Genomic DNA, 14,681 nt, shown 5'->3' on the forward strand with positions numbered 1-14,681 from the left:
GGTGACCGCGCCCGTCAGAGCCCGTAAGAACCGTCCGGTGCACGGGCGGGGGCCGCCCCCCCCCCCCCCCCCCCCCCCCCCCGACCCGGGGGGAACCACCCGATGTCCGCCACCGCCCGCGAGCTCCTCGCCGACGCCCGGCTCTACCTGTGCACCGACGCCCGCAAGCGTCAGGGCGACCTGCCGGAGTTCCTCGACGCGGTCCTCGCCGGCGGCGTCGACATCATCCAGCTCCGCGACAAGGGCACGGAGGCCGGCGAGGAGCTGGAGCACCTCGCCGTCTTCGCCGAGGCCGCCCGCCGGCACGGCAAGCTCTTCGCGGTCAACGACCGGGCGGACGTCGCCCATGCCGCCGGTTCCGGCGTCCTGCACCTCGGCCAGGGCGACCTGCCGGTGCCCGCCGCCCGCGCGATCCTCGGCGAGGAGGTGCTGATCGGCCGGTCGACGCACGCCGAGGCCGAGGTGGACGCCGCGGCCGCCGAGCCCGGCGTGGACTACTTCTGCACCGGCCCCTGCTGGCCGACCCCCACCAAGCCGGGCCGCCACGCCCCCGGCCTGTCCCTGGTCCGCCACGCGGCGGCCCTGGGCACCGCGCGCCCCTGGTTCGCCATCGGCGGCATCGACGCCGGCAATCTCGGCGAGGTGCTCGACGCGGGCGCCCGCCGGGTCGTCGTGGTCCGCGCGATCACCGAGGCGGACGACCCGGGAGAGGCCGCGGCGCAGCTGGCCAAGCGGGTCCGCGAGCGCCTCTGAGGCCGGCGCGGCGCCCCTCCCGCCGCCGTGTCCGCGGCGGGCCGGCCCGCGAGAGTGTCAAAAAAATATGAAGAACCCGTCCGGCATGCGGACAGGAGACCGGCCTATCGGGCAAATCGCAAAAGTGGGATTGGGGGCCGCGGGAACCGCTGGTTAACTTCGGGTATGGCCCTTGGTACCGCCTCCACCAGGACAGACCACGCGCGCACGGTGCGTGAGCTGCTCGCCTCAGGCGAGCGCTCGTACTCCTTCGAGTTCGCCGCCCCGAGGTCCGAGAAGGGGGAACGCACCCTCTGGGACGCCATCCGCCGGATCGAGGCCGTCGGCCCGACCTTCGTCTCCGTCACCTACGGCGCGGGAGGCTCCTCCCGTGAGGGCACCGTGCGGGTGACCGAGCGCATGGCGACCGACACGACGCTCACGCCCGTCGCCCACCTGACAGCCGTCAACCACTCCAAGGCCGAGCTCCGCAACATCATCGGCCAGTACGCCGACGTCGGCATCCGCAACATGCTGGCCCTGCGCGGCGATCCGCCCGGCGACCCCATGGGGGAGTGGGTGCGCCACCCCGAAGGCCTGCACTACGCCGCCGACCTCGTCCGGCTCATCAAGGAGTCCGGCGACTTCTGCGTCGGCGTCGCGGCCTTCCCCGAGATGCATCCCCGTTCCACCGACTGGGACACGGACATCCGGTACTTCGTGGACAAGTGCCGCGCGGGCGCGGACTTCGCCATCACCCAGATGTTCTTCTACCCCGAGGACTATCTGCGGCTGCGCGACCGGGTCGCCGCCGCCGGCTGCGACACCCCGATCATCCCCGAGATCATGCCCGTCACCAACGTCCGCCAGATCGAGAGGTTCGCGCAGCTCAGCAATGCCGCGTTCCCGCCCGCGCTGGCCGAGAGGATCCTCGCGGTCAAGGACGACCGGGCCGCTGTACGCTCGATCGGGATCGAGTACGCCACGGAGCTGTGCGCTCGGTTGATGGCCGAGGAGATTCCCGGGCTGCACTTCATTACCCTGAACCACTCCACGGCGACGCTGGAAATCTACGAGAATCTGGGACTGCACCAGCGGTCCTGACGGCCGGCCCCTCGAAGGGCTGCGGCCACGAGAGGGGCGTAAATGGGCTGGACGGTCCTCTACATCGCGTTCGGCGTCGTCGCGCTCTGGCTGCTCGGCGAGGTGCTGCTGCAGTACAAGGCGCGACTGCGCTGGCGCCTCCTCGCCTTCGCCGGGTTCCTCGGCGTCGTCGCGGGGGTCGTCATCCCGTCCGTCGCGGTCATCGCGGTGGGCGCGGTGGCGTTCGCCGTCGGGCAGACCTATGTGACGCTCTCCTTCCGCCGGGGCTTCTCCCGCGGCTGGGCGCTCCGCCGGGACGGCCGGGACGCCGCCGACGCGGCGGACGGCAACGGCGAATCCGGCAATCCCGGTAAGTCCGCCAAGGCCGGAAAGTCCGGCAGGGGCGTCAAGTCCGGTAAGCGTGCCGGGAAAGCGGCCGCCGAGGACCACGGCGCGAAGGAGCCGCGGGCCGGCCGGCGCCGCAGGGGCGAGCGCACGGATGCCCCGCCCGCCCCACCCGCTCCTCTGGTCTCCTCCGCCCCGCCGCTCGACGAGACCGCGGCCATGCCCGCCGTCCCCCCGCTCCAGGAGCCCGCGGGCGACCCCGTCGCGCCCGCCGCCGAGCAGCCGCCCCTGGCCGAAACCGCACCCGCCCCCGGCGCGGGCTACGGAGGCTACGGCGACACCGGCTACGCCACCGCCCCGGCTCAGGACGGCGGCTACGCCCCCTACGGCGACGCGTACGGCGCACAGCCCCAGGCCGCCCCGGTGGCCCCCGAACAATTCGACTACGGGCAGGGCCAGTACGCGGCGTATTCCGACCCCTACATCGGCAACCGGCAGCAGGGCTACGACCCGTACGACTCCTACGGGCAGTACCAGCAGCCGCAGACGGCGGCCCAGCCGTACGGCATGGGCGGTCAGCCCGCCGACGCCTACGCACCGGCCCAGCAGTACGACATGGACACCCCGCCCGGCGGGGTCTGGGTGCCGCAGCAGCGCGACAATGACCTGCCGCCCGCCCCGCAGGGCTACCCGCACGCGTACCCGCAGCAGCCCCCGGCCCAGGGCCAGGGCTACGGCGAGCAGTACAACGAGCAGCACCGCTACTGAGCCCCGGCCCGGGGCTCACCCCGGGCCGCGGCCCTACTGGGAGCCGCGCCAGTCCGCCCCGGAGACGATCAGGCCCGCGGCCATCGTCCCGGACATCCCGGCGTGGGCCAGCCCCCCGCCGGGGTGGGCGAAGCCGCCCGCGAGGTACAGACCGGACAGCGGCGTCGCGTTGGCCGTGCGGAGGAACGCGCCCCCGCCGCCGGCCAGCACCGGCGCCGGAACGCCCCCGCCCTCGGCGCCCGTCGCCCGCTCGGTGTCCGCGGGCGTGCGGACCTCGTGCCACAGCAGCCGGTCCCGCAGGCCCGGCAGCAGCCCCTCCGCCGCGTCCAGCATCCGCTCCGCGAAACCGGCGGCCGTCGCCTCGTCCGCCCAGTCCACCCGGCCGTGCGGGGCGACCGTGGCGGTCAGCGTGACGGCCTCGTGGCCCTCGTCCGGGCGGACGTCCGGATCGTCCGGGCGCAGCACCGTCACCGTCGGCCGGTAGTGCAGCGCGGCCGGGCCGCGCGTGCCCTCGCCGAAGACGCCCGCCAACTCCGCGCCGCGGTCCGGGGCGTGGACCACCGTGCGGTGGGCTGCGCCCGCGGCCCGCGCCCCGCGCAGCGCGAGGAAGACCGTGAACCGGCCGGGCGGCACCGGCGGCCCGGGCCGGACGGCGGGCCCGCAGGCCGCCGGCGCGATCCGCCGCAGCACCCCGGGCGAGACGCCGGCGACCACCGTGTCCGCCTCGTCCACGCGGCCGTCCGCCAGCTCCACGCCGGCGGCGCGGCCGTCCTTCTCGGTGACGGCCACGACCTCGGCGCCGAAGACGAACTCCACCCGGCGCTTGCGGCACCGCTCGTACACGGCGTCCGCCAGGCCGCGCATGCCGCCGCGCACGTACCAGCTGCCGAAGGTCTGCTCCATGTACGGCAGCACCGCCGCGCTCGCGGGGGCGGTGCGCGGATCCAGCCCGTACGCCAGGGCGTGACTCTCCAGCAGGGCCGCGAGGCGGGGGTCCTTCAGCTCGCGCCCGGCGACGGCGGCCAGCACGGCCGGGGTGCTCCGCCGGAACAGGCCGCGCTTGCGCAGCCCCGGATACGGATCGTGGCCCAGGGCCTCCAGATACTCCGGGTCGGCGAGCAGCGGCTCCTCCAGCAGGGGCCGGCGCGTGGCGTCCCACACCGCGCGGGCCCGGTTCACCAGCTCGCTCCAGCGCTCGCCCGCACCCGCGCCCACGGCCTCGTCCAGCGCCCGGACCACACCGGCCCGGGACGCGTTGGGCAGCGCCACGGACGTGCCGTCGGCGAAGACGTGCGCGCTCGCCGGGTCGACCTGGACCAGGCCCAGGCTCTGCTCCAGCGACTCCTTGCCCGTCTTCACGAACAGGTCGCGGTAGACGGCCGGCAGGTGCAGCAGCCCCGGTCCCGTGTCGAAGGCGAAGCCGTCCCGCGTCATCCGCCCGACGCCTCCGCCGTGCGTCGCCGCGCGCTCGTACACCGTCACCCGGTGGCCCGCGACGGCCAGCCGGGCAGCGGCCGCCATCGCGCCCATCCCGGCGCCGATCACCGCAATCCGTGCCATGGGCACGACTTTATCCGGCGGCACCGACAGCACCGTTCCTCGGCGTTCGCCGGCCGCTCGCGATGGGGCTGAACACCCGGGGCTGAGTACCCGTACTCAGAGGAGGAGATGAGTAGGTGCACGGATGGGCCGCGGCCCGCCGCGCGGAAGAGTGGTGCACACGGAAGGGGCGCGGCGCCGGCACCGCCGGCACGGGGCTGCGGAACGGCGCGGCACCCCCGACGTGACCGGGGGGACGGGGGTCCCTGCGGGGGACTCGGGGGGAGTACGGGGGAACGGCGTCCCGGCATGGGCCGAGGGGGATCGGCCTGTGCCGGGACGCACGCGTGCGCCGGCGGGCTCCGCCCACCGGTTCCGGTGGCTTCCCCTCCCCTGCCGCGCCGGCGCTAGCGGACGGCCCCGTTCAGGCGGCCCTGCAGCAGGCGCGAGAGCGCCGCGTGCACGTCGTCGACGGACCGCTCCGGCTGGAACGACCGCCAGTCCAGCGCGGCCACCAGCACCATGCCGAACACCGCCGACGCCGTCAGCGGGATGTCGCTGTCCGAGACCGGGTCGCCGGCAGCGCCGGCCTCCCGTAACGCGGACTCGATCACCTCGACGGCCTGCTGCCGCACCCGCGCCAGCGTCGGCTGCCAGGCCCGGTTGGTCCGCCACAGCTCGGCGACGTAGAGCTGGGCCAGCGACGGGTGGCGGGCGACGAAGTCCAGCTCGGCGCGGATCATCGCGTCCAGGGCGCCGGACCGGCCGCCGCCGCACTCGGCCGCCTCCTCGGCCGCCGCCCGCAGCGAGCCGGTCAGCAGCTCCATCCCGTGCCGCAGCAGCTCCTCGAACAGGTCGGTCTTGCTCGCGAAGTTGTAGTAGACGGTGCCCTTGGCCACCCCGGCCCGTTCCGCTATCTCGTCCACGGTGGTGGAGGAGAAGCCCTGTTCGGCGATGAGGGTCACCGCGGCGGCGAAGAGCTTCCGCCGGGTGTTCTGACGGCGCGTGCTGCTGCTGTCCATGGAGTGATTCTCCCTGCCCGCCCCGCCGCCCCCGCCCCCGCGTCAACCCCGGGTGGCCGCACGGGCATTCGTGCAGGCCGGACCCTTCCGGCCGGGCCCCCGGGAAGGCGCCGCGGCGCGCTCGGCCACTGCGTCGGCCGCCGTCCCGCCCGGGCGCATTAGGCTGGGGCGGACACCTTCGTCCGCCGATCCACCGCCGAGGAGCCATCCGCCGTGTCAGACCCGCTGCGCCCCCGGGCCTCCCTGCGTACCGCCGTGGTCTGGGAGGTCCTGCGCGACGCCCTGGACCGCCGGGTGAAGGCCGCCGCCCCGGCCGGCGGCGTGCTGGACGTGCTCGACACCGGCGGCGGCTCCGGCAAGTTCGCGGTGCCGCTGGCCGCGCTCGGCCACCGCGTCACCGTCGTCGACCCCAGCCCCAACGCCCTCTTCGCGCTGGAGCGCCGGGCCGCCGAGGCCGGCGTCGCCGAGCGGGTCCGCGGCGTCCAGGGCGACGCCACCGGCCTGTTCGACGTGGTCGAGCGCGGCTCCTACGACGTCGTGCTCTGCCACGGCGTCCTGGAGTACGTGGACGACCCCGCCCAGGGCGTGCGCAACGTGATCGAGGCGCTGCGTCCCGCGGGCACCCTGAGCCTGCTGGCCGCGGGCCAGGGCGGCGCGGTCCTCGCCCGCGCGCTCGCCGGGCACTTCACCGAGGCCCGCCAGGCCCTCGCCGACCCCGCCGGGCACTGGGGCGCGGGCGACCCGGTGCCGCGCCGCTTCACCGCCGGGCAGCTCTCGGAGCTCGTCGAGGCAGCGGGTCTGGAGGTCGGCTCCGTGCACGGCGTCCGGGTCTTCGCCGACCTGGTGCCCGGCGTGCTGCTCGACGCGGAGCCCGGAGCGCGGGAGGCGCTCGCCGAGCTGGAGGCGGCCGCGGCCGCGCTGCCCGCCTTCCATTCCGTGGCGACCCAACTGCACGTACTGGCCGAGCGTGGCTGATCGCGCGCTGTAGGTCACAGGCCACCCGATCAGCCGGTTCGCCCCGTATGATCGGGGGACACCGTCCGGCATGGCCGATCGGCGAACCGGGAATGTACGTCCCGACGCCACCGGTCGCCACACGGACACCGGTGGGCGGATTGGCGCAGAGGGGCGGGTTTCACGGGGGCGATTCCCTGCCTATCCTGAAAGGGTCGCACCCGGTCGCCCCCCGCGACCGACGAGTAGGAGGACTCCGTGCCGCTCTCGGAGCACGAGCAGCGCATGCTCGAGCAGATGGAGCGAGCGCTGTACGCCGAAGATCCCAAGTTCGCGACAGCGCTCGAGGGCAGCGGCCTGCGCACGTACACCCGGCGACGGGTCTACCAGGCGGTCGCCGGGTTTCTGGTGGGTATCGCGCTCTTGATGACCGGCGTCATGATTCAGGGGCAGTACTGGATCAGCGTGGTCGGCTTCCTCGTCATGCTCGGCTGCGCGGCCCTGGCCGTCACGGGCTGGCGCAAGGCGCCGCGGGCCGGTGCGCAGCAGGGGACGGGCCCGGCGGGGCAGCTCGGCGGCCGTGGCCAGATGCGCCCGCGCCGCAGCATGATGGACCGCATCGAGCAGCGCTGGCAGCGCCGCCGCGACGAACAGGGCCACTGAGCCCGCACAGTCCTTCTGCGAACCCTTGGGTGAACGCGGACTCTTCATGGCGTGGGGTCGGGAGCAGGTCTCCTGACCCCACGCCATATCCGTCTCCCGCGGGTGCCGTTCAGGCGGCCGCCGACCGGCGCCGCGAGAAGCTCCACGGCCGCGCGAGGCTCCACAGCAGCCGGGCGGACGAGCGCGGCAGCAGGACGGCGCGCAGCCGGGCACCCCGGCCGGCGGCGGCGTGCAGCCCGGCCCGTACGCACTCAACGTCCTCCGCGAGCCCCGGCAGCGGCCGGGGCCGGGGCGCGTACAGCACCTGCTCGACCGCGGCGGCCACTCTGCCCGCGGACTCGGCGGCCGCCCCGTGCAGGGCGCCGGCGGCGACGATGCGGGCCGCGGCGCCGCGCGGGGAGCGGGAGTCGTCGGGCGGGATGCCGTAGTCCCAGGCGGAGTCCGTCAGTTCGCGCCAGGCCGCCAGCGTGTGCCCGGCGGCCGCGGCGTCCGCAGGAGCGGCCGCTCCGGGCGTCGGTGAAGGGGCGGTCCGGGCCCGCGGTCCGGGCCCGCCGAGCCTGCGGGCGCGCACCCGCCTGCGCCACAGCATGGGCAGCAGGGGCAGCCCCAGGGCGGCCAGCACGGCCACCGCGACGCCCGCCACCGTGCCCGCCGACGGACCGCCCGAGGCCGGTCCGGAGCCCTCGACGGGCGCGGCCGGGGACCGGCACTCGCCGAGCCTCTTCTGCGCGGGCGGGCAGGCGTCCGTGCCCTTGGGCGCCGACGGGGGCACGGCCGTCCGGTCCGGGGGCGGGGCCGGGCCGCCGCCCGGCTCGGCGCCCGGCGAGGGCTCCGCGACGGTGTACTCGGGGGTGGTGCCGCGGCTGGGCGTCGGCTCGAAGCGCGTCCAGCCGATGCCCTCGAAGTACAGCTCGGGCCAGGCGTGGGCGTCCTTGGAGCCGACCGACACCGAGCCGTCCGCCATGGGGGTGCCCGGCATGAAGCCGACCGCCACGCGCGCGGGGATGCCCAGCGTCCGGGCCATGGCCGCCATCGAGAACGAGAAGTGGATGCAGAAGCCCCGCTTGGCCGTGAGGAACCGGGCGACGGCCTCGGCACCCGTGCCGGACGCCACCTGCGTGTCGTACTGGAAGCCGCCGCCTACGGAGAACCAGTCCTGCAGCATGACCGCCTGCTGGTAGGCGTTGGCCGAGCCGGCCGTCACCTTGCGGGCCGTCTGCGCCACCACCGGCGGCAGCGACGACGGCACCCGGGTGTAGGCGCGCAGGATCTCCTCCGGGGGCGCGGGCGCCGCGGCGAGCTGGGCGGCGGTGGGCTCCACCTGCAGGCTGGAGACCTGGTAGCGGACCCCCCGGGTGGTCTGGCCGCGCTCGCCCGCCAGGACCCGCCCCTCCGGCTCGTAGCGCCAGCGGCCCTCGGCGCGGACCTCCTCGGCGGGGTAGGGCAGCGGCAGGTAGTTCTGGGCGTAGCCGTCGGAGGCCGTGAGGGTGGTGTCGACCCGCGACGTACGGACCCCGGCGGCGAGCCCCGGCGGGGCGGGCAGGACCGCCGGCAGCTCCGTCAGGGGGCGCTCGGTGGTCTGCCACGCGGCGCCCTCGAAGCGGTCGAGGGCGACGATGCGCAGGTACAGGTCGCGGGTGTTCTCGGTGGAGGAGCGCAGGCGCAGCAGCTCGCGGTTCTCCGGCTGGTTGAGGCTGTCCTGGAGGGCCACGAGCGGCTTGACGGAGGTGGTGCCGCCGGGGCCGGAGGCCGCGGCGGAGCCCGGACCGCCGGGCTCGAAGAGCCCGCCCCGCATCGAGGGCAGCGCGGCCGGCACGGCCAGGGCGATGCCGAGGGCCAGCGCCCCGATGCGCCGGCCCGTACGGACCCGGGCGAGGCGGCCGCCGCCCGCCGCGGTGGCGGGTCCCGGGGCCGGGGGAGCCGTCCGGCGCCCGCTGAGGACGCGGCCCCAGCGGGCGAGCCGCTCCCGCCCCTCGGCCAGGAGCAGCAGCAGATAGCCGCTCGCCGCCGCCACGAACCACAGTCGGCCGTGGGCGCCCTGGCCGAGCCCGGCGGCCACGGAGTACAGCGCGAGGAGCGGCAGCCCGGCGGGCGCGGCGCTGCGGTACGTCACCGCCACGGCGTCGACCGCCAGGCCGACGACCAGCACGCCGCCGACGAGCAACAGGCGGATGCCGGCCGTCGCCGGCGCGGGGATCGCGTACCGCCCGACGTCCTCGGCGCCCTCCTGGACCAGCTGCCCGAACTCGTGGAAGGCCTCCGGCCCCGGCAGCACTCCGGCGACCGCCTGCTCGTAGGCGAAGGCCACGGTGAGCAGGAGCAGCCCGGTCAGCGCCTGCACGGCCACGGTCAGCGGCCGGGCCAGCGGCACGCGGCGGGTGAGGGCACCCGCCGTGCTCTGGAGGGTGAGCAGGAAGGCGGCCTGCACGATCCACGTGCTCTTGTCGACCAGCGGAAGCATCGCGCAGGACGCGGCGAGCGTGGCCACCGCGGCGCTCACCGTCAGGCGCGCCTGCCCCGTCACGGCCGGCCTCCCGCCGTGCCCGCCCCGGAGGGGCCGGAGAAGGGCGCGGGCGCCGCGGGGCCCGGACCGCCGGCCAGCTGCCACAGCTCGGGCAGCGAGGCCCCCGGACCGGCCGGCAGCGCCGTCCAGCCCGCCTCGCGCAGCACCTGCAGCCGCTGCTCGGCCGCGCCGCGCGCCCGGGGAGCGGGATCATCCCGCCAGGCGGCGGGGTCCAGGACGAAGGCGACGGCCGCGCCGCCGCGCCCGCGCATCCGGGCGGCCAGGGCCGTCTGCTCCTCGTCCAGACCGCCGAGGAAGGCCACGAGCAGCCCCTCGCCGCCGTGCAGGGCGGCGAGCGCGGGCGAGAGGCACGTGCCCTCCGAGTGCTCCACCTCCGCGAGGGTCTCCAGCACCAGGCCCGCCGCCTCCGCCGGGTCGTGCGGGGAGGCGGAACGGCCCTCCGGGCCGGGGGCGGCGCTCCCGGCGTCGGTGAGCAGCCGCACGGAGAAGCCCTGCTCCAGCAGGTGCACCGCGACGGAGGCGGCCCCCGAGACCGCCCACTCGAAGGGCGCGCCCGGCCCCGCGCCCTCGTAGGCGGCGCGGCGGGTGTCCAGCAGGACGGTGCAGCGGGCGCGGCGCGGCTGTTCCTCCCGGCGCACCATGAGCTCGCCGTGGCGGGCGGTGGAGCGCCAGTGGACCCGGCGCAGGTCGTCGCCGTGGCGGTAGCCGCGGGGGATGACGTCGTCCTCGCCGGCCAGGGCGGGGGAGCGGCGCAGGCCGTCGCCGTGGCCCGGGCTCGCGCCGCCCGGGCGCACGGGGGGCAGCGGCTCGGTGTGCGGCACGACCGTCAGCGTGTCGTACGCGCTGAAGCCGCGGGTCAGCTCGCACATGCCGAAGGGGTCCGTCAGCCGCAGCTGCAGCGGGCCCAGGGGGTAGCGGCCGCGCAGGTCGGAGCGGACGCGGTAGGAGACCTCGCGCCGGCCGCCGGGCTCGATCCGGTCCAGCACGAAGCGGGGGCGCGGGCCCAGCACGTAGGGCACCCGGTCCTGGAGCATCAGCAGGCCGGTGGGGAGCCGGGAGACGTTGTCGATCCGCAGCTGGACCCGGGCGTCGGCCGTGACGGGGATCCGCGCGGGCGTGAGCCGGCGGCTGCCCGTGACGTGGTGGCGGGTGCGGTGCAGCGCCACCACGCACAGCAGGGGCAGCACGGCCAGTAACAGCCCGACCCGCAGCAGGTCGGCCTGCCCGAGCACGTAGGAGCACACGGTGGCCGCGATGCCGGCCGCCAGGAAGGAGCGCCCGCGGGTGGTCAGCCCGCCCAGCGCCGCCCACAGGCCGCTGCCGCCCCCGGCCCTCCGGCCGGGCCCGGGGCCCGTGTCGTCCCCCGGGCCCGTCACAGCCGCCGCGCCTGCCGCCACGCCTGCGCCGACGGGTCCGGCACGGGAGTGCGCTGGAGGATGTCGAGCACGGCGTGCTCGGCGCTGCGCCGGCCCAGCTGGGCCTGGGCCGTGGGCAGCAGCCGGTGGGCGAGGACGGACACCGCCAGCGCCTGGACGTCGTCCGGCAGGACGAACTCGCGGCCCGCGAGGGCGGCCGCGGCCCGGGCGGCCCGCACCAGGTGCAGCGTCGCCCGCGGGGACGCGCCGAGTCTGAGGTCCGGGTGGTGGCGGGTGGCGGTGACGAGGTCGACCGCGTAGCGCCGCACGGCGTCGGCCACGTGGACCGTGCGGACGGCCTCGACGAGCTTGACGATCTCGTGGGCGTGGGCGACCGGCTGCAGGTCGTCCAGCGGGGAGGCCTGCTCGGAGCAGCCGTGCGCGTCCAGCATCCGCAGCTCGGCCTCGGGGCTGGGATAGCCCATGGAGACCCGCGCCATGAAGCGGTCGCGCTGGGCCTCGGGCAGCGGGTACGTGCCCTCCATCTCGACGGGGTTCTGCGTGGCCACCACCATGAAGGGGCTCGGCAGCTCGTAGGTGTGCCCGTCGACGGTGACCTGCCGCTCCTCCATGGACTCCAGCAGCGCCGACTGGGTCTTGGGCGAGGCGCGGTTGATCTCGTCGCCGATGACGATCTGGGCGAAGACCGCGCCCGGCTTGAACTCGAAGTCGCGCCGCTGCTGGTCGAAGACGCTCACGCCCGTGATGTCCGACGGGAGCAGGTCGGGCGTGAACTGGATGCGCCGCACCGAGCAGTCGATCGACCGGGCCAGGGCCTTGGCGAGCATCGTCTTGCCCACGCCCGGCACGTCCTCGATCAGCAGGTGGCCCTCGGCCAGCAGCACGGTCAGCGAGAGCCGTACGACCTCCGGCTTGCCCTCGATCACGCCCTCGACCGCCCCGCGCACCCGCTCCGCGGTGGCGGTCAGACTGCTCAGGCTGGCTCGCTCGTCATAGGTCGTCACCCGGCCCTCCTCGGCCCGTCCTGCGGGCTTGCGGTCCATCGGTCACGGACCGGGCACCCGCCCCCGGAATACGGACACCGCGCCCCGTGCGTCACACAGGGGCGGCGTCCTCTCCGCATTCTGGCCGCCCGCGCGGCGCCGCGTCACCGCCTGTGGACAATCAGTGCTGCGGGTCGATCTCGCGCAGCAGGCCGGTCGTCACATCGAAGATGAAACCCCGGACGTCGTCGGTGTGGGGCAGGAACGGCGAGGTCCGGACGCGCTGCATGGACTGCCGGACATCCTGCTCCAAGTCCTTGAAGGCCTCCACCGCCCACGCCGGGCGCTGCCCGACCTCGGCCTCGATCTCGTGGCGGAAGTCCTCGGTCAGGGTGAGCAGACCGCAGCCCGTGTGGTGGATGAGGACGACGGAGCGGGTGCCGAGGGCGCGCTGGCTGATGGTCAGCGAGCGGATGATGTCGTCGGTGACGACGCCGCCCGCGTTGCGGATGGTGTGGCAGTCACCGAGCTCCAGGCCCAGGGCGGCGTGCAGGTCGAGCCTGGCGTCCATGCAGGCGACGACGGCGACCTTGAGGACGGGGCGCGCGTCCATGCCCGGGTCGGTGAAGTGGGAGGCGTACTCGGCATTGGCCTGAACGAGACGGTCAGTGACCGTCGGCTGCCGGGTGCTGTCGGGGCTCGGGGGCGCCGGCTGGGACGCGGGTATCGACATATGAACGACGGTAGTCGGCGCTGCGGCCCCGGGCCCGTTACGGGGACCACAAAATCCTCCCCATAACCTGGTCTGTGAGGTAAGCCACACGGGTGGCGGCCCCCCTGCCGTCCGGGTGAACGGTGCCGTTCCCGCCAACATCACGGGCGCCGGGCGGCCGCGCCGCGCCCGGGCCGGGACGCGCTGGCCAGTTGATTGACCGGCGGGACGAGTGGACTAAAGTGGCGCGAAGTGGGAGGCCTGACGCTCCCCCTGGACACCGAAAGCCCGCACGTGCGCGACGCGGACGCACCCCTCGGCCTCCTCCCGCTCCCCGGTCGTCCGGCGCCCCTTCCCCGGTGCCGGGCAGGCCGCTTCCCCTTGGAGCGGGCGGGGACCCGGGGATACGGACCGCCCGCGCGCGCCCCGGGCACCCCTAACTCAGAAGGGCGCATGAGCAGCAACGCGCGACACGTCCCCGTCATGCTCCAGCGCTGCCTGGACATGCTCGCTCCCGCTCTCACCGAGCCCGGCGCCGTCGTCGTCGACTGCACCCTGGGCGCCGGCGGGCACAGCGAGGCGCTGCTCAAGACCTTCCCCGAGGCCCGGCTCGTCGCCCTCGACCGCGACCCCACCGCCCTGGAGCTCGCCGGAGCGCGGCTCAAGCCCTACGGGGAGCGCGCCACGCTCGTCCGGGCCGTCTACCACGAGCTGCCCGAGGTCCTGGAGCGGCTCGGCATTCCCAAGGTCCAGGGCGTCCTCTTCGACCTCGGCGTCTCCTCCATGCAGCTGGACGAGGCCGACCGCGGCTTCGCCTACGCGCAGGACGCCCCGCTCGACATGCGCATGGACCAGACGACCGGCATCAGCGCGGCCGAGGTCCTCAACACGTACGCCCCCGGCGACCTCGTGCGCATCCTGCGCGCCTACGGCGAGGAGAAGCAGGCCCGCAGGATCGTCGAGGCGATCGTCCGCGAGCGCGCCAAGGAGCCGTTCGGCAACAGCGCCCGGCTCGTGGACGTCATCCGCGAGGCGCTGCCCCAGGCCGCCAAGCGGCACGGCGGCAACCCCGCCAAGCGCACGTTCCAGGCCCTGCGCATCGAGGTCAACGCCGAGCTCGCGAGCGTCGAGGCGGCCATCCCCGCCGCCGTCGCCGCGCTCGCCGTCGGCGGCCGCATCGCCGTGCTGTCCTACCAGTCCCTGGAGGACCGCATCGTCAAGCAGGTGTTCGCCGCCGGTGCCACCAGCACCGCGCCGCCCGGCCTGCCCGTCGTCCCCGAGCGCTACCAGCCCCGCCTGAAGCTCCTCACCCGCGGCGCCGAACTGCCCACCGAGGAAGAGGTCGCCGAGAACCGGCGGGCCGCCCCCGCGCGGCTGCGCGGCGCCGAACGCATCCGCGAGGACATCCGGTGACCCCGGCCGCCCGCCGGGGCACCCGGCTGGGCCGCCTGGTGGGTCCCGTCGGGGCCAAGCGCACTCCCTTCGTCCTCCTCGTGGTGGTGCTGCTCGGCTCCGGCCTGATCTCGCTCCTGCTGCTGAACTCCGCCCTCAACCAGGGCTCCTTCGAACTCTCCCGCCTCCAGCGCAAGACCACCGAGCTCACCGACGAGCAGCAGGCCCTCCAGCAGGAGGTCGACCAGCTCGCCGCCCCCGACGCCCTGGAGCGCCGCGCCCGCGAGCTCGGCATGGTCCCCGGCGGCAACCCCGCCTTCCTCAGCCCCGACGGCACGGTCCGCGGCCAGCCGTCCCCGGCCGGCGACGGCACGGTGGCCTACCGCGCTCCCGCACCCGCCGGCCCCGGACCGCGGCCCGCCCTCATGCCCGCGCCCCGCCCGGCACTCGTGCCCCTGCCGGGGCCGGCCGCCGCCTCCGCACCGCCCGCTGCCGGTGCGCCCGCCCCCGTACCGCCGCCGGCCCCCGCGCCGGCCCTCGTGCCCCCTCCCACGGCAGTGCCGACCACCCCGACCTCCGGCAGGTGAC

General features: G+C 75.7%; 13 protein-coding genes. 7 read left to right on the forward strand and 6 right to left on the reverse strand.

Features of this window, described 5'->3' with window-relative positions; translation table 11 throughout:
- The first annotated feature begins 102 nt into the window (after positions 1–102).
- The 3 genes from thiE to ACOTKD_RS06385 all read left to right on the forward strand — a co-directional run bounded on the left by thiE (position 103) and on the right by ACOTKD_RS06385 (position 2,928).
- Positions 103–753, forward strand: a complete 651-nt coding sequence (thiE, locus tag ACOTKD_RS06375; RefSeq protein WP_424887862.1) for a thiamine phosphate synthase — start codon at positions 103–105, stop codon at positions 751–753.
- A gap of 165 nt (positions 754–918) precedes the next feature.
- A complete protein-coding gene (gene metF / locus ACOTKD_RS06380) occupies positions 919–1,836 on the forward strand; it encodes a methylenetetrahydrofolate reductase [NAD(P)H] (RefSeq protein WP_424887863.1) in 918 nt (305 codons plus the stop codon).
- A gap of 42 nt (positions 1,837–1,878) precedes the next feature.
- Entirely contained in the window at positions 1,879–2,928 is a 1,050-nt protein-coding gene (locus ACOTKD_RS06385; protein WP_424887864.1) for a hypothetical protein, read from the forward strand.
- Between the two features lie 33 nt (positions 2,929–2,961).
- Here the strand turns inward: ACOTKD_RS06385 and ACOTKD_RS06390 are convergent, their stop codons facing one another.
- Entirely contained in the window at positions 2,962–4,488 is a 1,527-nt protein-coding gene (locus ACOTKD_RS06390) for a phytoene desaturase family protein (RefSeq protein WP_424887865.1), read from the reverse strand.
- Between the two features lie 386 nt (positions 4,489–4,874).
- Positions 4,875–5,489 (reverse strand): TetR/AcrR family transcriptional regulator, encoded by a 615-nt coding sequence (locus ACOTKD_RS06395; RefSeq protein WP_424887866.1) that lies wholly within the window; start codon positions 5,487–5,489, stop codon positions 4,875–4,877.
- A gap of 213 nt (positions 5,490–5,702) precedes the next feature.
- Here ACOTKD_RS06395 and ACOTKD_RS06400 point away from each other — a divergent pair, with 213 nt between their 5' ends.
- On the forward strand, positions 5,703–6,464 hold the full coding sequence (locus ACOTKD_RS06400; protein WP_424887867.1) for a methyltransferase: 762 nt from the start codon (positions 5,703–5,705) through the stop codon (positions 6,462–6,464).
- Between the two features lie 237 nt (positions 6,465–6,701).
- Positions 6,702–7,106, forward strand: a complete 405-nt coding sequence (locus ACOTKD_RS06405) for a DUF3040 domain-containing protein (RefSeq protein ID WP_235485611.1) — start codon at positions 6,702–6,704, stop codon at positions 7,104–7,106.
- Between the two features lie 109 nt (positions 7,107–7,215).
- Here the strand turns inward: ACOTKD_RS06405 and ACOTKD_RS06410 are convergent, their stop codons facing one another.
- From ACOTKD_RS06410 to ACOTKD_RS06425, 4 genes are all read right to left on the reverse strand, one after another.
- Positions 7,216–9,630 (reverse strand): transglutaminaseTgpA domain-containing protein, encoded by a 2,415-nt coding sequence (locus tag ACOTKD_RS06410; protein ID WP_424887868.1) that lies wholly within the window; start codon positions 9,628–9,630, stop codon positions 7,216–7,218.
- The gene (locus ACOTKD_RS06415) at positions 9,627–11,006 is read right to left on the reverse strand and encodes a DUF58 domain-containing protein (RefSeq protein WP_424887869.1); all 1,380 of its coding nucleotides are present in this window, start codon (positions 11,004–11,006) and stop codon (positions 9,627–9,629) included. The genes ACOTKD_RS06410 and ACOTKD_RS06415 overlap by 4 nt, the downstream gene beginning before the upstream one ends.
- Positions 11,003–12,010: an AAA family ATPase gene (locus ACOTKD_RS06420; RefSeq protein WP_424887870.1), complete on the reverse strand. Its 1,008-nt coding sequence runs from the start codon at positions 12,008–12,010 to the stop codon at positions 11,003–11,005. Before ACOTKD_RS06420 ends, ACOTKD_RS06415 begins: the two co-directional genes overlap by 4 nt.
- A 160-nt stretch (positions 12,011–12,170) precedes the next feature.
- Entirely contained in the window at positions 12,171–12,722 is a 552-nt protein-coding gene (locus ACOTKD_RS06425) for a beta-class carbonic anhydrase (RefSeq protein WP_424887871.1), read from the reverse strand.
- Positions 12,723–13,154: 432 nt separating this feature from the next.
- Here ACOTKD_RS06425 and rsmH point away from each other — a divergent pair, with 432 nt between their 5' ends.
- Complete coding sequence (gene rsmH / locus ACOTKD_RS06430) at positions 13,155–14,114, forward strand: 16S rRNA (cytosine(1402)-N(4))-methyltransferase RsmH (RefSeq protein WP_424887872.1); 960 nt, start codon at positions 13,155–13,157, stop codon at positions 14,112–14,114.
- A complete protein-coding gene (locus ACOTKD_RS06435) occupies positions 14,111–14,680 on the forward strand; it encodes a septum formation initiator family protein (protein WP_424887873.1) in 570 nt (189 codons plus the stop codon). The genes rsmH and ACOTKD_RS06435 overlap by 4 nt, the downstream gene beginning before the upstream one ends.
- Position 14,681 lies beyond the last annotated feature (1 nt).

It is taken from the genome of Streptomyces sp. XH2 (assembly GCF_049725035.1).
Lineage (GTDB): Bacteria > Actinomycetota > Actinomycetes > Streptomycetales > Streptomycetaceae > Streptomyces > Streptomyces roseoverticillatus.

Bases quoted from the DNA above. Each gene is read 5' to 3' on its own strand.
- ACOTKD_RS06395 (WP_424887866.1), bottom strand. From the start codon at position 5,489: ATGGACAGCAGCAGCACGCGCCGTCAGAACACCCGGCGGAAGCTCTTC.
- ACOTKD_RS06385 (WP_424887864.1), top strand. From the start codon at position 1,879: ATGGGCTGGACGGTCCTCTACATCGCGTTCGGCGTCGTCGCGCTCTGG.
- metF (WP_424887863.1), top strand. From the start codon at position 919: ATGGCCCTTGGTACCGCCTCCACCAGGACAGACCACGCGCGCACGGTG.
- rsmH (WP_424887872.1), top strand. From the start codon at position 13,155: ATGAGCAGCAACGCGCGACACGTCCCCGTCATGCTCCAGCGCTGCCTG.
- ACOTKD_RS06425 (WP_424887871.1), bottom strand. From the start codon at position 12,722: ATGTCGATACCCGCGTCCCAGCCGGCGCCCCCGAGCCCCGACAGCACC.
- ACOTKD_RS06390 (WP_424887865.1), bottom strand. From the start codon at position 4,488: ATGGCACGGATTGCGGTGATCGGCGCCGGGATGGGCGCGATGGCGGCC.
- thiE (WP_424887862.1), top strand. From the start codon at position 103: ATGTCCGCCACCGCCCGCGAGCTCCTCGCCGACGCCCGGCTCTACCTG.